Source organism: Spiroplasma ixodetis (assembly GCF_040369795.1).
Lineage (GTDB): Bacteria > Bacillota_I > Bacilli_A > Mycoplasmatales > VBWQ01 > Spiroplasma_E > Spiroplasma_E ixodetis_B.
The window spans coordinates 1,099,656-1,117,593 of sequence record NZ_AP028955.1; the positions used below are offsets into that span (position 1 = coordinate 1,099,656).

Annotated in this window: 21 protein-coding genes and 1 pseudogene; 8 read left to right on the plus strand and 14 right to left on the minus strand. The window is 23.3% G+C overall.

The features are described from left to right. Positions 1-34: 34 nt before the first annotated feature. The 6 genes from ABWV63_RS07745 to ABWV63_RS07770 form a co-directional block, all read right to left on the minus strand. Positions 35-157 (minus strand): hypothetical protein, encoded by a 123-nt coding sequence (locus ABWV63_RS07745; RefSeq protein ID WP_353305877.1) that lies wholly within the window; start codon positions 155-157, stop codon positions 35-37. A gap of 195 nt (positions 158-352) precedes the next feature. Next, a complete protein-coding gene (locus ABWV63_RS07750; RefSeq protein WP_353305878.1) occupies positions 353-760 on the minus strand; it encodes a transposase family protein in 408 nt (135 codons plus the stop codon). Positions 761-1,753: 993 nt separating this feature from the next. Beyond that, positions 1,754-2,089, minus strand: coding sequence for a hypothetical protein (locus ABWV63_RS07755; RefSeq protein ID WP_353305879.1), 336 nt, complete (start codon positions 2,087-2,089; stop codon positions 1,754-1,756). Positions 2,090-2,319: 230 nt separating this feature from the next. Continuing rightward, positions 2,320-4,233 carry a hypothetical protein gene (locus ABWV63_RS07760; protein WP_353305880.1) on the minus strand — a complete coding sequence of 638 codons (1,914 nt, stop codon included), beginning with the start codon at positions 4,231-4,233 and terminating at the stop codon, positions 2,320-2,322. 154 nt (positions 4,234-4,387) lie between these two features. Next, positions 4,388-5,317, minus strand: a complete 930-nt coding sequence (locus tag ABWV63_RS07765; protein WP_353305881.1) for an RluA family pseudouridine synthase — start codon at positions 5,315-5,317, stop codon at positions 4,388-4,390. Between the two features lie 11 nt (positions 5,318-5,328). After that, entirely contained in the window at positions 5,329-6,405 is a 1,077-nt protein-coding gene (locus ABWV63_RS07770; RefSeq protein WP_353305882.1) for a type II CAAX endopeptidase family protein, read from the minus strand. A gap of 320 nt (positions 6,406-6,725) precedes the next feature. Between ABWV63_RS07770 and ABWV63_RS07775 the strand changes: the two genes are divergently transcribed. Continuing rightward, the gene (locus tag ABWV63_RS07775; RefSeq protein WP_353305883.1) at positions 6,726-7,001 is read left to right on the plus strand and encodes a hypothetical protein; all 276 of its coding nucleotides are present in this window, start codon (positions 6,726-6,728) and stop codon (positions 6,999-7,001) included. 27 nt (positions 7,002-7,028) lie between these two features. On the opposite strand, the gene ABWV63_RS07780 is transcribed toward ABWV63_RS07775, so the two are convergent. From ABWV63_RS07780 to ABWV63_RS07805, 6 genes and pseudogenes are all read right to left on the minus strand, one after another. Then, on the minus strand, positions 7,029-7,631 hold the full coding sequence (locus ABWV63_RS07780; protein WP_353307217.1) for an IS3 family transposase: 603 nt from the start codon (positions 7,629-7,631) through the stop codon (positions 7,029-7,031). 12 nt (positions 7,632-7,643) lie between these two features. Then, a pseudogene (locus ABWV63_RS07785) lies at positions 7,644-8,886 on the minus strand (IS256 family transposase). A 257-nt stretch (positions 8,887-9,143) separates the two neighbouring features. Next, positions 9,144-9,551 (minus strand): transposase family protein, encoded by a 408-nt coding sequence (locus ABWV63_RS07790; RefSeq protein WP_353305884.1) that lies wholly within the window; start codon positions 9,549-9,551, stop codon positions 9,144-9,146. 23 nt (positions 9,552-9,574) lie between these two features. Beyond that, a complete protein-coding gene (locus tag ABWV63_RS07795; protein WP_353305885.1) occupies positions 9,575-9,838 on the minus strand; it encodes a transposase family protein in 264 nt (87 codons plus the stop codon). Then, entirely contained in the window at positions 9,823-9,996 is a 174-nt protein-coding gene (locus ABWV63_RS07800) for a hypothetical protein (RefSeq protein ID WP_353305886.1), read from the minus strand. The genes ABWV63_RS07795 and ABWV63_RS07800 overlap by 16 nt, the downstream gene beginning before the upstream one ends. Positions 9,997-10,097: 101 nt before the next feature. Continuing rightward, on the minus strand, positions 10,098-10,259 hold the full coding sequence (locus tag ABWV63_RS07805; protein ID WP_353307218.1) for an IS3 family transposase: 162 nt from the start codon (positions 10,257-10,259) through the stop codon (positions 10,098-10,100). A 222-nt stretch (positions 10,260-10,481) separates the two neighbouring features. Between ABWV63_RS07805 and ABWV63_RS07810 the strand changes: the two genes are divergently transcribed. Both ABWV63_RS07810 and ABWV63_RS07815 read left to right on the plus strand, forming a co-directional pair. Further along, a complete protein-coding gene (locus ABWV63_RS07810) occupies positions 10,482-10,721 on the plus strand; it encodes a hypothetical protein (RefSeq protein WP_353305887.1) in 240 nt (79 codons plus the stop codon). A 44-nt stretch (positions 10,722-10,765) separates the two neighbouring features. Next, the gene (locus tag ABWV63_RS07815) at positions 10,766-11,254 is read left to right on the plus strand and encodes an IS630 family transposase (RefSeq protein ID WP_353305888.1); all 489 of its coding nucleotides are present in this window, start codon (positions 10,766-10,768) and stop codon (positions 11,252-11,254) included. Between the two features lie 127 nt (positions 11,255-11,381). Here ABWV63_RS07815 and ABWV63_RS07820 read toward each other — a convergent pair whose 3' ends face one another. Then, positions 11,382-11,588 (minus strand): hypothetical protein, encoded by a 207-nt coding sequence (locus ABWV63_RS07820; protein WP_353305889.1) that lies wholly within the window; start codon positions 11,586-11,588, stop codon positions 11,382-11,384. A gap of 168 nt (positions 11,589-11,756) precedes the next feature. Here ABWV63_RS07820 and ABWV63_RS07825 point away from each other — a divergent pair, with 168 nt between their 5' ends. Then, on the plus strand, positions 11,757-12,017 hold the full coding sequence (locus ABWV63_RS07825; RefSeq protein WP_353305890.1) for a Fe-Mn family superoxide dismutase: 261 nt from the start codon (positions 11,757-11,759) through the stop codon (positions 12,015-12,017). A 62-nt stretch (positions 12,018-12,079) separates the two neighbouring features. Here the strand turns inward: ABWV63_RS07825 and ABWV63_RS07830 are convergent, their stop codons facing one another. Continuing rightward, positions 12,080-12,316 carry a hypothetical protein gene (locus tag ABWV63_RS07830; protein WP_286640752.1) on the minus strand — a complete coding sequence of 79 codons (237 nt, stop codon included), beginning with the start codon at positions 12,314-12,316 and terminating at the stop codon, positions 12,080-12,082. Between the two features lie 342 nt (positions 12,317-12,658). On the opposite strand from ABWV63_RS07830, the gene ligA reads away from it, so the two are divergent. Genes ligA through gatB form a run of 4 tightly spaced genes read left to right on the plus strand, consistent with a single transcriptional unit; the run spans position 12,659 to position 17,875 of the window. Beyond that, entirely contained in the window at positions 12,659-14,674 is a 2,016-nt protein-coding gene (gene ligA, locus ABWV63_RS07835) for an NAD-dependent DNA ligase LigA (protein WP_353305891.1), read from the plus strand. Further along, the gene (gene gatC / locus ABWV63_RS07840) at positions 14,667-14,981 is read left to right on the plus strand and encodes an Asp-tRNA(Asn)/Glu-tRNA(Gln) amidotransferase subunit GatC (protein ID WP_353305892.1); all 315 of its coding nucleotides are present in this window, start codon (positions 14,667-14,669) and stop codon (positions 14,979-14,981) included. The genes ligA and gatC overlap by 8 nt, the downstream gene beginning before the upstream one ends. Then, complete coding sequence (locus ABWV63_RS07845; protein WP_353305893.1) at positions 14,971-16,443, plus strand: amidase family protein; 1,473 nt, start codon at positions 14,971-14,973, stop codon at positions 16,441-16,443. Before gatC ends, ABWV63_RS07845 begins: the two co-directional genes overlap by 11 nt. Continuing rightward, complete coding sequence (gene gatB, locus ABWV63_RS07850; protein WP_353305894.1) at positions 16,436-17,875, plus strand: Asp-tRNA(Asn)/Glu-tRNA(Gln) amidotransferase subunit GatB; 1,440 nt, start codon at positions 16,436-16,438, stop codon at positions 17,873-17,875. The genes ABWV63_RS07845 and gatB overlap by 8 nt, the downstream gene beginning before the upstream one ends. The last annotated feature ends 63 nt before the right edge of the window (positions 17,876-17,938 follow it).

The following is a 17,938-nucleotide window of genomic DNA, read 5'->3' on the forward strand; positions in this document are numbered from 1 at the left end:
TTTTCTAATATTTTAAGTTTATAAATATAATTAATTATAAACAAATATTATTTTTTTCAATAACGAAAGTAGATACTGTATCTTCTTTATTGATATCTAATACTACTGTTGCAGAAAAACTTCTTGTAACTGATTCACTATTTCTTTCAATAGACATATTCCGTAAATAAATTTAATCAATTGTAAATAATAATATTTATAATTTTTTTAGTGTTAATAATTATAGAAGTTAATATTTTTAAAAAAATACTTTAAAAATAAATTTATATTTCAAACACAAAAATTGTTAATATTATTTGTATATTAACTTGATAAAAATTTAAATTTTTAAAAAAATATTAAAAATATTTTTTTATTTTAATGGTTTTGTTTTATTAAAAATTTCACAAAGTAAGTTAAATCTTAAGCACATAAGTCTAAATATACTTTTTCTACATTTATTTATTAAAATTTTGAATCTTTTTAATCAAGCAAAAACATGTTCAACTTTAATTCTAATTTTTGAAATAATTTTATTGTAGATTTTTTCTTGTTTAGTTAATTTTTTATTTTTAGTTTTTTTAATTGGTAATATAGTATTTTTATAAATATTTTGTATTCCTTGATATCCCAAATCACCAATAATTATTGTTTTTTCTGAAAATTCAAGATTTGAATTTTTTAATATTTGAAAATCATGTACTTTTCCATTATCAGCAAAAATATCAACAATTTTTTTATTAAAAAAGTCATATATAATTTTAAATTTTATAGAAAACATTCAACTTTTACCAGAAAAATATTATAACTGTAGTTTTTTTAAATTTTATATTTCAATTAATTTTGTTAACATTTCATCAAAATGAAAACGTTTTATACCAAAATATCTATAAAATTGTTCATTTTTTAGTTTTTTTAAATTTTCAAAATTAATTTTTATCAACACCTTATTAATTTATTAATAAAGAAATTATAAAATAAATTTTAAATTATTAATTGACTTTTAAAAAATTTATTTACGGAATATGTCTAATGAAGTGATCAAGCACCTTTTGTACTTATGATATTTTTAAAAAACTTACATATAATTGTTCAGCATTACCTTTCAATAATAAACAATTTAAAAAACTATTTTGTTATTATCTGTGATTTTCATTTTGTTTAAATTAAAAATTGTATTAAGTAATATACTATTTTCACTTTTTTCAATATTTGGAGCAAAATAATTAGATATACCTTTATATTTTACTTCTAAATTTTTATAAAAATGATTCATTATCTGAACAATATTTTTTTTACTAATAATTTCCTTAGGAAATAACTCTTTTAATAAGTCAAGTCATTTTAATTATGTAATATTTAAATCTTTTTTTCATTATACTCTGACTTCATTTTTTTCCTACTTTCTTTAATTTTCATTAACCCTAAATAAAATAAACCATTGTCGTTTAAAAACGACAATGGTTTATTTTACACTAGAAATTAATTCATATAATCATAATATACTTATTAAATTAAATCTACTAAAATTTAATAATTTTTCTATATTAAGTGTTGATTATACTTTGAGTATCTTCCTTAACACAATCATTAATTTTAACATCATAACTATTAAATAAATTTTCATAATCAACATTAAATAGCGCTAGTAATTGGTTTTTACTAGAAAAACGAGTAATTAATAAGGGAACCGTTCTTTATACTTAAATTGAATTGCTAATACTTTAAAATTATGTGATAAATAATTACGAACATCTTTAATATACTCTAACTGTTATAATAAAATTTTACTATCATTAAATTCTTTGATACCAAAATAATGAGCAATCTTAGCGATACTTTTATCATTTAAAGTTTGTAATAATTTCATTGTTCATTCAAATGATATAACTTCTATTAAACTGCGTATTGTTCGTGATTTTAAAATACCACTTCTATTATATTTATTATAAACAGCACGAATCAAACCTAAAGCTGTTTTCATTTGAGCTAGGTGTTCTGGATTAAGAAAAGTAGCATTATCTAAATTTTGAACATTATCATTAAAAAGTTGATGTAATAAAGCATTTTTTAAAGAATTTTCAATCATTAAAATATGTTTTAAATACAATAAACATAAATCAATGTTTAATAATAATAAATATTTAAGTTGATGTTGAGTAATTAGGGACTTTCCTAAAAACTGTGTTTTTTAAATAAATTTTAGTTGTAAAATCACTAAGTTACACAGATTACTAAACATTACCGATAATTCTTTAATAATTCTAAATATTTTTCTTCAACAATATTTTCTGCAAATCATTCTTCATTTAATAACATGTAATTCACTCCTTAAATAAACTAACCTCTAATTTTATAAATACCAACGCGAATAGAAGAATTTTCAAATTCTTTTGTTTCGCTTTTAATATCTACTTCTTTTTTTCTTCGTAACAACTCTTGTTCAATAAAGTCATCAACGTTCATATTGGTAATTTGATAAGTACCAGTTCAGTCAAATGTTTTATTAGTAAAGTTATTTTTAGGTTTATTACTATCTTTAAAAAATTCTTGTACTTCTTGATTCATCAATGCTTTTTGCTTACGTTTAAGTGAAAATAAATTAGTAAAAAATTTCTTAAAATTAAAAATTGATCAAAACTGACGAAAATTAATAGTCATTGCTAAACCAAAAATTAAAATTGATGAATACAATAATGAATAACCGATAACTCGTAATACAAAACTATAATCTGTGAAATTATATGTTGGTGGATATTTATCAAAGAAATAAAGACATCCAAATAATGTTACTGCTAAAATTGGAATAATTAACACTAAAGTATTTTGAATAATAAAACGTAAATCACTATTATACGTCAAATGTTTTCAAACATAAACTCAGATTGAAATTAAACGTCAAACTCAACCAATACAACTTGATAAAATAATCATATATAAACTTAATGATAAATATTGATAACTTTGATGTTTTCAACCTAAATTTGATAGTGTTCAACCCAAAATAACACCTAAAACAAGATTGATTATTGATTGAATATATGAACCTCAAATTGTTTCTTTGTGTTTTACAGTAGCATTTACAATAACTTTTCCTGGTTCGGTTGCTACTTGAATTGTATTTTTTAAAGATAAAAGTAAAATAAATCATGGTTGTGACAAAAATAAATTAATAAAAAGATTTTTTGAAGAATCAAAATTACCATCAGAATTATTAATATTTGTAATACTTAAAGCAGACACTAAATATTGAGTAATAATAAATTGATTAATAAATAAAAAACCAGCAATCATATAAGCATATAACTCAAATTTAGTATACACAGTTCATCTAATTCGTCCACTTTTGGCAATTCAATATCCAAAAACTTCGCGAAAAGAACTAATTAAAATTAAAGCAATTGAGCGCATCGTTGTAGCAATAATAATATAAATAGTGTAAATTGATGTTGTTGTCAGTGATAAAAATAAAGTAATTAAAATAATATCAATGTTAGAAATAATCATGTCAGGTAAACGATTCAGGGCTACTCATCACGATTGTTTTAGCATCCTTTTTTGTTGTGTTCATTTTTTATGTTGTAATCATGGATATTCAATTTTAATAACGATAAAAGTAACAAATGCTTTTAATACACCACAAACAAAATAAGCAAAAAAAGGAATATACATATCTATCGGTTTACCATCAGACTTTCTAATAACTAATAACGTCATTAGTAAAATATACATAATAATCTCTGAAAAAATAAAAATTAAACGATTTAAATAACCTTTTTGATCAGCTTGAATTAAATTTTGATAAGCACCACTAAAATAAAAAAAGATTAATTCACGCGATCCTAAAGAAATAATAATAAGCGCTACTTGTCAAAAAGGAATTTCCATATCTAAACCAATTTCTGGTAAATGAACACTAGCTAATCCTAAAATAAAACCAGCACTGACAAGAATAATTAAATATATTCTTCCTGAATGATGATAATTTTTTCTTGTCGTATTAATAATATCGTTGAGGGTTTCATAATCATCATTTTGTAACGGACGATATAAAGAAAAAATGGTAATTAAACCAAGTCCTCCTTCTGTCAAACTAAGGTAAGTCAAAAAAGAAATAATAACACGAATTAAACCATTAATTTTTTCACCGTATGCTAAACCAGTAACATAAAGAAAAGTTAACTGTAAAATAGAGATAACAATTGTCATGATAACACCAACAATTGTATTAAAAATACCTTTTTTAGTTGTCATTACTTCACCCAATCTATATAAATAAAACTAATTTTGTTTTTTATTTAAATATGTTAACAACCCAAAATTAAAAGTTCAATATTATTAATCACTATTAAAAATAAAAAATAGCAAAAAAATAAAAATGTAATCTATATATTAGTATAGATTAATTTTATCATTTTTCTTTTTTAATCTGTTTAATTAAATCTGTTTTTAAATCTTTTATTATAAAATTTTGATCATTCAAATAAGTAAATGGTTCTTCTAAATCATTAAATGACAAATAATAAGCAAATAATGCAATTTTATTAGGGTTAACTATTGTTGAACCATACTTAGTGTCACCAACAATTGGCAAATTTAAAAATTGTAAAGTACTACGAATTTGATGTTTTCTACCAGTAACTAATTGACACTCAACCAAAGTAAAGTCTTTAGTATTAAATATTGGTGTAAAGATGGTGCTACAACTTTTACTTTGTTCACTTGGTTCAATTGAAAATTTCATTTTAATTGTTAACTCATCATGAGTAATATAACCAGAAATATTTAAATTTTTAGTTAATTGGCCAGAACAAATAGCTAAATATTTTTTAATAATTTGACCATTTTTAGTAGCATTATGAAGTGCGTTTTGTGTCATTTTATTTTTTGGATAAATAATTAAACCCTTAGTTAGTTTATCTAAACGATACTGATGACTAATATTAAATGTTTGCTCACGTTTCTTCTTCGGGTATTTTTGTTGTAAATAATATTTTACCATGTTATCTAAGCAAGAACCATATGGTTGGTGGACAATAATATTATGATCTTTATTAACAATTAAAAAATTATCATCTTCATAAAAAAATTCAATTGGTGCTTCTTTAGCAATTTTTTCTGGTTTATAGTTAACAACTAAATTACTTTCATAAATGACTACTAAATCATTTTCTTGTAAGCGATATTTAAAATCAGTAGTAGTTTTATTATTAACTCTGATTTTTTTTGTTCTAAATAAACGATAAATTTTTGACAGTGGTAGTGTTTTAAATACTTTTTTTAAATAATTAATTAAAGTTTGATCAGCATCATTGGCAGTAATTGTTAAGGTAGTCATAATTTCTCCTTTTAATTTTTATTAATAAAACCAAAAATAGTTGCAATTAGATTAGAAAAAGCATGTAAACCTATAGTATATGTAGTATTACCCCGTGTCATTATAAATAATAAGGGTAATATAATACTAAATCCTAAATAGCCAATAATATTATTTCAATCACCACTATCCATAACATGCATTGATGGGAAATAAATTAATGAAGCTGCATATGCTAATCAACGATAACGAACAATGGTAAAAGTACCATGACGATATGATATTTCTTCATTAATTGGAGCAATAAAAATAGTACTAAGAACTAAAACAAAAATGCCATACGGACTATTCATTAATAAGTTTAAAACATCTTGATTTTTTGAAGTATTATTACTTGTTAACATATTAAATTCACTAAATTTAGGAATTATGTTGAAAATAATATTTAAAATAGTACCAATAACAGCAAAAATGGTAACTCAAGTTATTAAATCTAATTTTGCTTCTTTTAAAGTAGTAATAATTCTCTCACGTAATGATCTACAAAATACTAATACTAAAATTGATCCTAACAATTGAAATAACTGTTGAATTAAAAATGTAGTAGCAAGCGAAGTTACATCATCATCTTTACCACTAATAACTTTTGTTGCAATAAAAAATAAAAGAACAAATACTACACTAATAAAACCAAATACACTATGACTATAAGCAGCCCACCCGCCTTTTTTAATCATAGTTTCTCAATCAATACCAAGTGAAACAACTAAGCCAAAAATTGGCAATAAACTAAAAATAAAAAGACTAAGAAATGAACTTTGACTAGTATCTTTTACAGCATAAGTTTTGATTAAACTATAAAGAATTGGAATTATAATAAAAGATATAAGATAAATTATTGTTAGATTTCAACTGGCTGTTTTGAAATTAAAGTTATTGGTGTCATCACAACTAAGTGATTTTGAAGTAAATTTATCAATAAATGATTGTTTTTGTTCATTTTTTTCTAAATTATTACTATTAATGTTATCAGTTTGGTTTAGATTAATTCTACGTATGATATCATTGTTGTGAGAAACATTAATTTGATTAGATTTTTTATTAAACATGTATAAGTAATGCACGAAAAATTTCACCCTTTGTTAGTAAAATTAGTATTTAATATTAATTTTTAGTATAACATATAGTGAGAAATCTTGTAATATAATAAACTTGTAATTTTACATTAATTTATTATAATGCAATGCAATATTTATATGTGAAGAGTTTAAAAAGAAAAGGATGATAGAAAAGAATGCCTAAATACAAGATTAATATTATCGATTTACCATATAATTATGACGCTTTAGAACCTTACATTTAACAAGAAACAATTAAACATCATTATGAAGAAATTCATAAGAAATATTTAACTTCTTTAAAATTAGTGATGGATAAACATCCGAAATTTTTTTCTGATTATAATTTTGAAACTAAAGGGGAACTAAATCGTTTATTAAGTAATTATTGTAAATTAGAAGATATATGTGAGGATAAAGAAACTTGTAATGTAAAAAAATTACAAAGTAGCATTCGACAATTTGGTGGGGGAGTAATTAATCATAATCTTTTCTTTTCACTATTGGGGAAAAATAAAGGTTTTAATGAAAAATCAGCTATTGGTAAAGCAATCATTAATCGCTTTGAATCTTATGAAAAATTTTAAGCTGTGGAATGGCAACCTTTTTTAGGACTATTTTTTGGTAGACATTTGTGCTTGGTGTTTTATGGGGGTTAAGTAGTTTAGAGTGCTGTGGATTCTTATGTTGTTGTATCAATTGATATAATAAAATAATTCTAATTTTAATTGGATTAATGATGTAAAATTTTTATCATTAATAAATTCTGTTTTGAAAGTTGCTTCAGCAACAGCGTTATCATAAGGACAACCTTTTTTGCTTAAAGAGTGGGTAATATTGAAGGCTAATAAAAGTTTATCAATATTTTTATTATTAAATTCATTACCGCGATCGCTATGAAATATTTGAATATTTTTTAAACAACTATTTGAGCACATAAATGCTTGATATACTAATGATGCATCTTTTTTAGTACCTACACTATGTCCAATAATTTCGCGATTGTACAGGTCGATTAATAAGCAAATATAGTTTCATTTACCATTAACTTGAACATAAGTTAAATCACTAACAATAACTTCATTTTTAAGCCTATTATTAAAGTCTCTATTAACAAGATTAGTAATTTGACTATCATTGACTTTATTATGATAATTTTTGTATGATAATTTAGTGTATTTTGATATTAAATGGAGGCTTTTTAAAAATCTGTGTATCTTTTTACAAAGTTACTGGCTTAGATTAATTCTATCTTCAAATTTTATCATAAAATGAGCAATTGCTGTATTTCAATTTTGAATGGGCATTGTTCATTTTTTTGTTATATTTTCAATTGCTAAGTAAAATATTTTAAAAACTGCCATATCATTTGGAAAAACTTTTTTATTTCTAATAACTTTTCGTAATTAACTATTAACAGATTCAATAGCATTTGTTGTATAAATAACTCTTTTGATTTCTGCAGGATAACTAATAAAAACCATTAAATTATCTCAATTTTTATATCATGATTTAGCAATTTGAGGATATTGTTTATTTCATTTACTTTCAAAAGATTCTAAAGCTTGCATTGCTTGTTCTTCACTACATGCACTATAAATTGGTTTTAAATCTGTAACTAGTGATTTTCTATGTTTGTATGAAACATATTTTAAACTATTTCTAATTTGATGAACTATGCATAATTGATGTTCGTTTTTAGGATAAACTGATTGTATTGCTTCTGACATTCCTGTTAAATTGTCACTACAAGCCATAAGAATATCATTTAAGCCTCGATTTTTCATTTCTGTGAAATTAGATAATCAAAACTTAGAACCTTCATTTTCGCTAATTAATAAGCCTAAAACATCTTTTTTACCTTCTAAATCAACTCCTAGTGCTATATAAACTGATTTGTTAATAATGAGTTTATCTTGTCGTACTTTAACTACTATACAATCAAAATAAACAATCGGATAAAAACTTTCTAATGGCCGATTTTGTCATGCTTTAACATCATCAATAACATCATCAGTAATTTGACTAATAACACTTTCACTAATATCAGCACCATGATATAACTCTTGTAACTGCATTCTAATATCTGATAAAGCCATGCCTTTGGCATATAATGAAAGAACTTGTTGATCAAAACCATCAAATCTTCTTTGTCTTTTTGCAACTATTAATGGCTCAAAATTACTATTACGAACTCGTCGTACATTAATCTCAATTTTACCTTGTTGAGTTATTAATTTTTTTTGAATTTATACCATTACGAGCATTATCACTATTATTATGTTGATGTTTTTAATATCCTAAATAATTTTGCATTTCAGAATTCAACATTTTTTCAACTAATCTTTTTGTTAATTCTTTATATAAACATCCCTCTTTAAAAACTGTTGTTAAATCTTCAGTATTTTTTAGTAATAAATCTACTACTTTTGATATTGGGTCATTATTATTAATATTTTGTTTTTTAGACATAAGTAACTCACTCTTTCTATTTATTTAATTTTATTTACTAGAATTAATTAAACATAAGACATATTCCGTAAATAAATTTAATCAATTGTCAATAATAATATTTATAAATTTTTTAGTGTTAATAATTATAGAAGTTAATATTTTTAAAAAAATACTTTAAAAATAAATTTATATTTCAAACACAAAAATTGTTAATATTATTTTTATATTAACTTGATAAAAATTCAAATTTTTAAAAAAATATTAAAAATATTTTTTTATTTTAATGGTTTTGTTTTATTAAAAATTTCACAAAGTAAGTTAAATCTTAAGTACATAAGTCTAAATATACTTTTTCTACATTTATTTCTTAAAATTTTGAATCTTTTTAATCAAGCAAAAACATGTTCAACTTTAATTCTAATTTTTGAAATAATTTTATTGTAGATTTTTTCTTGTTTAGTTAATTTTTTATTTTTAGTTTTTTTAATTGGTAATATAGCATTTTTATAAATATTTTGTATTCCTTGATATCCCAAATCACCAATAATTATTGTTTTTTCTGAAAATTCAAGATTTGAATTTTTTAATATTTGAAAATCATGTACTTTTCCATTATCAGCAAAAATATCAACAATTTTTTTATTAAAAAAGTCATATATAATTTGAAATTTTATAGAAAACATTCAACTTTTACCAGAAAAATATTCTAACTGTAGTTTTTTTTAGTTGGTCTTTCAATTTCAATTTCAGTTGAATCAATTAAATAAAATTGAAATTCATTTAAATCTTCTTGTTTTTTCTCAATTTTTGATTTATATTTTGTTTTTAAAAACTGATAATCTTTGTCATCACTAAGTTTATTTTCTACTCAAGTAATATTTCGAAAACAACTTGATTCACTCATTTTATATTTAATACTTATTTGGAAAAAAGTATAATATTCTTTTCAGTATACTAAAGTCATCATCAATCTTTCTTCAACTGAAAGTTTATATTTTCTACCTTTATTTTTTTTAAATTTTCTATTTCAATTAATTTTGTTAACATTTCATCAAAATGAAAACGTTTTATACCAAAATATCTATAAAATTGTTCATTTTTTAATTTTTTTAAATTTTCAAAATTCATTTTTATCAACACCTTATTAATTTATTAATAAAGAAATTATAAAATAAATTTTAAATTATTAATTGACTTTTAAAAAATTTATTTACGGAATATGTCTATAGTTATTTTTGTAAGTTACACAGATTACTAAACATTACCATTAAATTATGTTTATTCATAATTTTTTTAATTTTTCGTCTTGATAAATTAATTTTCTTTTCTTTTAGAACAACTTTTAATCTTCTTGTTCCATAAGCTTCTTTATTTTCTTTAAAAACACTAATAACAGCTTCATCATATAGCTAACTAAAGTAATGTTTACTTATAAATAATGTAAAATAATAATATTTAATTTAAACAGTTTTTGAATTTAAAAGTACAATTCAGCAATATTTAAAATAGATTAGAAAGATTAAATTATGCCAAAACCATACAGTGAAGACTTACGAAGAAAAGTAATAGAAGCCTATGAAAGTAAAAAAATGAAAATTAAATAAATTTGTAAAGTGTTCAATATTACTAGAAAGACTTTATTCTTATGAAGAAAAATAAAAAAAGAAACTGGGCATATAAAACCAATTTTGAATTATCAAAAAGGACATAGCCACAAAATAAAGGATTTAGATGAATTAAAAAATTATTTAGCGCAAAATAAAGATGTTACATTTCAAAAAGTAATTGAAAAATTTGGTGATATGACTAAAGAAAAAGTTTATAACTATTTCAAAAAACTAAATTATACATAATACATATTCCGCAAATAAATTTTTTAAAAGAAATAGCTAAAATAATGAATGAATATTTAGTATATATTGATGAATCTGGAATTGATGATAATGAATTTTATAAATATGGTTGATCTGAAAAAGGTAAAAGATTATTTGATAATAAACCCGCATATAAAATAAAAAGAATGAGTATAATTAGTTCACTAAATAAAGGTAAATTAAAAGCCCTATGAGCATTTGAAGGACATTGCAACAGTAAAATTTTTGAATCATATGTAAAAAATATACTAATTGCAGTATTAAAGCGTGGACAAATTATAGTTTTAGATAATGCAACGTTTCATAAATCTAAATTAACACAACAATTAATTGAAAATGCTGGATGCAAACTATTATTTATTCCACCATATTCTCCTAATTTAAATCCAATTGAACATTTTTGATTTGCTATAAAACATAATATAAGAAAAATATTACCAAATTATTGACCAAATATTAAAAAAGCGATTGATTTTGTTTTTCAAGATATGAGTAAACATTACTTTAGTTAGCTATACATATTATTTTGAATTTTATCTTCTTTTTTCTTCAAATTAAAATAATATTTTGATTTAGATATTTTTAAAAAACGACACATTGTACGAATTTTATATTTAACTTTATTTTTAGTAATAATTTCTATTTTCTGCCTATTATTAGTGCCGCTTGCTTTAAAATATCATTTTCCATTCGTAACTGTTTTAATTCTTTTATTAATTTAATTAATTCATTTTCTTCGATAGAACGGTTATCTTTGGTTTTAAAACTGCCTGAATTAGTAAATTGCTTAATTCGATTATAAGTAGCTGCTCTTGTAACATTGTACTCTTTAGCAAGAAAAGACACTGACTTACCACTTTGATATAAAGTTACTATTTGTTTTTTAAATTCATCTGAATATGAGTTAATATTGGCCGTAATTATAATTCCTTTCTTTTAACTAATTTGTTCACTTGTCTACGTAATTAGTGTCCAATAAAGTGTAACCCATCCACTGCTTTAACAAAAACTGCCATGGATATTTTTGAAAGCCGTTGAGCATGATTAGTAATTGATAATAATCGTACATTAAGACTATACAAAAGTTTTAATCAAGACAATCCATGATTCTTGAACATGTACCCATTGATCGCTATTGATGTATGAGAACACGCACATTATCTACAATATAAAAATGAACAAGAGAAATACTTACAAGCATTATTAAAAGTTATCAATTGAGAACAAATAAATAATAATTATCAAGAGTATTTAAATGAAAAAAATAAAAAATAAGTAAAAAAGAACTCAACTGAGTTCTTTTTTTTATAATATTATTAATATTAATCTAAGCTAAGTTATTTTTTAGAAGAATTTTTGGAAGAAATAGCAGCAATTCTAGTTTTTTTAATTTCTGCTTTTTTTTCTATTTTGATTTTTTCAACATGTTTTTTAAAACCACATCGATTACAATTCAATTGAATATTTTTTGCTTCTAAAAATTCGGCAATTAAAATAACCCTACCACAACGATGACAAGCAAAAGCGTTTTCTGGCTTTTGTGCTAAACGAACAGATGCATATGTATCTTTCATAACTTACTCCTAACTCATATAAAATTAAAGTAATTATTTTTAGTTTTAATACTATACTTAAAAATTATCAAAGGTTAATATTAAAAAATGTGTCTAGTTATATACAAAAAAATTTAAGTCAAATAAACTTAATAAGATTTTAAAAACCAAATACTTAATTAGTCATTATTTTTTAATACTAATTTTATTATAATCATTTTTTAAAAAAAATGTATATTATTATTTATTTATTTTATTTACATTACTAAATTATACTTTTATAAAACAATATTACAATTAAAGTAATAATTCATTTATAATTAATTATGTCTTATTAACAAACCAATTAGGGGAGAAAGTAATATGAGTAACAAAAATAATGATATTAAAATTGAAATAATACAATTAAGAAACCAAATTAAACAATGAAATTATGAATATCATGTTTTAGATGCACCTACTGTTAGTGATGAACTTTATGATAGAACCTATCATAGATTAGTAAAATTAGAAGAACAATATCCCCGATTTAATAGTAATGATTCTCCAACTAAAACTGTTGGTAATAAACCAATTAATTCTTTAACAAAAATTTTTCACCAACAACCAATGCTAAGTTTGGGTAATGCCTTTAACTATGAAGATTTACTAAAATTTGATCAACAAATTAAAAAAACATTATCAGAAAATAACATTGAATATGTTTGTGAACTAAAAATTGATGGTCTATCAATTTCCATAACTTATGAAAAAGGAGAATTAAAAACCGCTGCTACCAGAGGTGATGGAATTGCTGGCGAAGACATTACCAATAATATTTTGACAATTAAAACAATACCAAAAAATATACCAATTAATTCTAAATTAGAAGTAAGAGGAGAAATATATTTAAGTAAAGAAGAATTTAATCGCATTAATGAAAAACAACAACAACAAAACTTACCACTCTTTGCTAATCCTCGCAATGCTGCAGCTGGTACTATTCGTCAACTTGATATTAATATTGTTAATTCAAGAAAATTAGATGGTTTTCTTTACTATTATATTAATGCTAATAATGATAATATCAAAACCCATGAACAAGCATTATTTACCTTACAAAAATATGGTTTCAAAATTAATGAACAATGACAGTTATGTAAAAATATTGAAGAAGTATGAACTTATATTCAGAAATATGAAAAGTTAAGAAATACATTACCATATGAAATTGATGGTATTGTCATTAAAATTAATGATCTAACCAGTTATGATATGTTAGGAAGAACTAATAAGGCACCAAAATGAGCAATAGCTTATAAATTTACTGCTGTTACTAGTGTTACTAAACTTTTAGATATATTTCCAACTGTTGGTAGAACAGGAAAAATAACCTATAATGCTAGATTACAACCGGTGATAATTGCTGGTACTACCGTTACTTTTGCCACACTTCATAATGGTGATTATATTATTAATCGTGATTTACGTATTAATGATTTAGTAATTGTTAAAAAAGCTGGTGATATTATTCCAGAAGTAATTTCACCAATTATTAGTAATCGTCAAATAAACAATATTATTTTTAAAAAAGCTATCCATTGTCCGATTTGTAAAACAAAATTAGAACAAGTTCCGCCAGAAGTTGATCAATTTTGCATTAATAGTGACTGTCCATCACGATTTCTTAAATCATTAATGCACTTATGTTCAAGAAATGCTATGGATATTATTGGTTTAAATGAAAAAATATTATTACGTTTTTTAGATTTAAAATGAATTAAAACTATTAGTGATATTTACAATTTAGTTAATTTACGAAAAGAAATACTATCATTACCACGTTTTGGTGAAAAATCTTTCACTAATCTTGCTAATTCAATTATTCTATCAAAACAAAATTCCTTAGAAAGGCTTTTATTCGGTTTGGGAATTCGCCATGTTGGTCAAAAAACAGCAATTATTCTTGCAAAAAAATATTTAACTTTAAATAACTTAATGGAAGCAACCTTTGATGATCTAGCTAATACTAATGAAATTGGTCCAACAATCGCCACTAGTGTTATTGATTATTTCCTTAATCCTACTAATCAACAACTAATTAATAACTTGCAAAACTTTAAACTTAACTTTAATTATTTACAAAAAAACCAATCACAAGTATTGAATGGTAAAACTTTTGTCTTAACAGGAACTTTAACTAAAAGTCGTAACGAATTCATTGAATTATTAAATAACTATGGTGCTAAAATTACCAATAATATTAGTAATAATACTTCTTATTTAATTGTTGGAGAAAATCCAGGAAATAAATTAGCGCAAGCACGCAAACTTAATGTTAAAATTATTAATGAAGAGCAATTACAAAATTTATTGAAAGAGGTAGCAAAAAATGCATAAAATTGAAAAGAAAATGACAACAAAAATGCTACATGAATTTGCTAACGAACTTATGTTCAATTTAAGTGAAGAACAATGTGAAAACCTTTTACTAGAATTTAAAGCTATTGAAAAACAAATGGAAATTGTAACAAATATTAATACAAATGATATTGAACCTTTAAATTACCCATTTCCTATTATTAATAATTTATTACGTTCCGATAATGTTGGAGATAATTTAACTTCTAAAAGTGTTTTAAATATTGCCCCAGAAGTTGAAAATAATTACATTAGTATTAATCAGGTGATTAATCATGAAAATTAATTACCACCAACTTTCAATTCGTCAACTTCATGAATTATTAAAAACAAAAATACTTACTCCAGATCAATTAACTAAATTAGTATACAAACGATTAGAACAATTCAAAAAATTAAATGCTGTTGTTACTTCACTAGAACAAAATGCCATTAAACAAACAAAATTAATTACTGAACAAGAAATTAATGATAATTTATTAGCAGCAATTCCATTTGTAATGAAAGATAATATTGCTACTATTAATTTCTTAACCACAGGTTCATCAAAAATTCTTGCTAATTTTATTCCTAATTATGACAGTACTGTTAATATGTTATTAACAAATAATAAAGCCATTAATATAGCTAAAACTGCTCTTGATGAACTAGGAATGGGTGGAGATGGTTTATATGCAGCTACTGGTCATGTCTTAAACCCTTGGAATTTAAAACATATCACTGGTGGTAGTTCTAGTGGCAGCGCAACTTTAGTCGCTGCTGGAATTGTACCATTTGCTTTAGGAACAGATACTGGTGATTCAATACGTAAACCTGCCGCTTATTGTGGTATTGTTGGTTTTAAACCAACGTATGGTTTAATTTCACGAAATGGTGTTTTTCCTTATGCTCCAAGTTTAGACACAGTTGGTATATTTACTAATCATGTCGAAGATATTGCCATTGTCTTGGATAGTATTGCTTTATTTGATGAACAAGACTTTACTAGTGTTCAAAGTAAAGAAAAAGACTATACTAAAAACTTAAATCAAAATATAGAAGGTAAAAATATTGCTATTTTAAATTATAATGATTATCAGTGAAATGATATAGTTAAATCTAGTTTTAATGAAGCAATAAAGCATTTAACTGATGGTGGTGCAAAAGTTCAACAAATTGAATTTAATAAAGAATTATTACAATCTTTATTACCAGTCTACATGATTATTTCTTTTGCTGAAGCAACCAGTTGCCATGCAAACCTAACTGGTATTAATTTTGGTGTTCGTAAAAATGGTAAAAATTATCAAGAAGTTATGACAAATTCACGAACATTTGGTTTCGGTGATATGGTAAAACGCAGATACATTATTGGTGCATATGCTTTATCTGAAAATCATCAAGAAGAATTATTTAACAAAGCTAAAAAAGTAAGAAGATTAATTGTTGAACATTTAAATACTATCTTTAAAAAATATGATGCTTTCATTATTATGCCAAATATTAATCCAGCTCCAAAAATTAAAGATGTATTAGAACAAAAAAAAGTTATTAAAAGCGAACATGATTATTTAGAAGATTTACTACTACTTTCTAACTTAAATGGTGGACCAAGCATTAATATTCCGTTAACTACTGTTAATGGTTTACCGATTGGTTTTAATATTAATGGTGCACCTTTCAATGATCAAGTTATATTGAATATTGCTTCATTTTTAAGTAAAAAAATTAATTTTAATAATAAACTACTAGGTGATGATCATGAATAATAAATATGATATTGTAATGGGTATTGAAATCCACTGTGAATTAAAAACTAAAACTAAATTTTTTTCCAACGCCGCCAATACTTTTGGTCAAAAACCAAATACTCAAATTAATGCCATTGATTGTGGCTATCCAGGAACATTACCAACAGTTAATCAAGCTGTTATTATAATGGCAATTCAAACATGTACTGCTTTAAAAATGAATATTGATCCACTATTACGTTTTGATCGAAAAAGTTATTTTTATCCCGATTTACCTAAAGGTTATCAAATCACACAATTTTTTCATCCAATTGGTACAAACGGCGAATTACCAATAGTTGTAAATAATGAAAAATTTATTGTTAGCTTTGAACGCTTACATATTGAAGAAGACACAGCAAAACAAATTCATAATAATAAAAAAACATTACTAGACTATAATCGAGCAGGAATTCCCTTATTAGAAATTGTTACTAAACCAATTTTTAACACAAGCGAACAAGTAGTAGCATATATTAATACTCTACGTCAATTATTAATTCATTTACAAGTTAGTGATGCTAAAATGAATGAAGGTTCATTACGATGCGATATTAATATATCGTTAAAACCACATGGTAGTGATACTTTAGGTACCAAAGTTGAAATTAAAAATTTAAATTCTACACATAATATTACTTTAGCAATAAATGATGAAATTAATCGTCAAACTAATATTTTAAATAAAAAACAAAAAATTAATCTTGAAACTAGAAGATTTGATGAAAAAACTAATAAAACCGTTAGCATGCGTAGCAAAGAAAATAAAATTGATTATAAATACTTTCCTGAACCAAATATTTTTCCAATTCAACTAGACGAAAAATGAATCAAAATGATTGCTAAAAATCTTCCTGAATTGCCTAAACAAATAATGGAAAGATTAAAAAAACAATACAATTTACCAACAAAAGATATTAATTTATTAATTGACAAAGTAGAAATATTAACTATTTTTGAACAAACAGTTGCCATTAATAATTTAACATTACCTACGTTTAATTATTTAGTAGGTCCTGTGCAAGCTTATTGTAATATTAATAACACTACTATTAAAAACAGCGAACTTACTGCTAATAATCTATCACAATTAGTTAGTCTAGTTTATGAGCAAAAAATTAATGATAAACAAAGTAAACAGTTATTAAATGCAATTATGATTAATAGCGAAAAAAGCCCTACCGATCTTATTAGAAAATTAGGTATTACTTTAGTAAGTGATAGTAATGATTTAGAAAAAATATTAATCACAATTTTAAAAGCAAATGAAAAAATGATTACTATTTATAAAGTCAATCCAGAAAAAGCATTAAAATTTTTTATGGGTCAATTAATGAAACTAACTAAAGGACAAGCAAATCCACAAGTTTCTAAAGAAATATTAAAAAAATTGATTGAAAACTATAATTAGTTTCAATCAATTTTTAATTATGAATTTTTATATTATACTTTGAATATTTTTATTTTTAGGTAA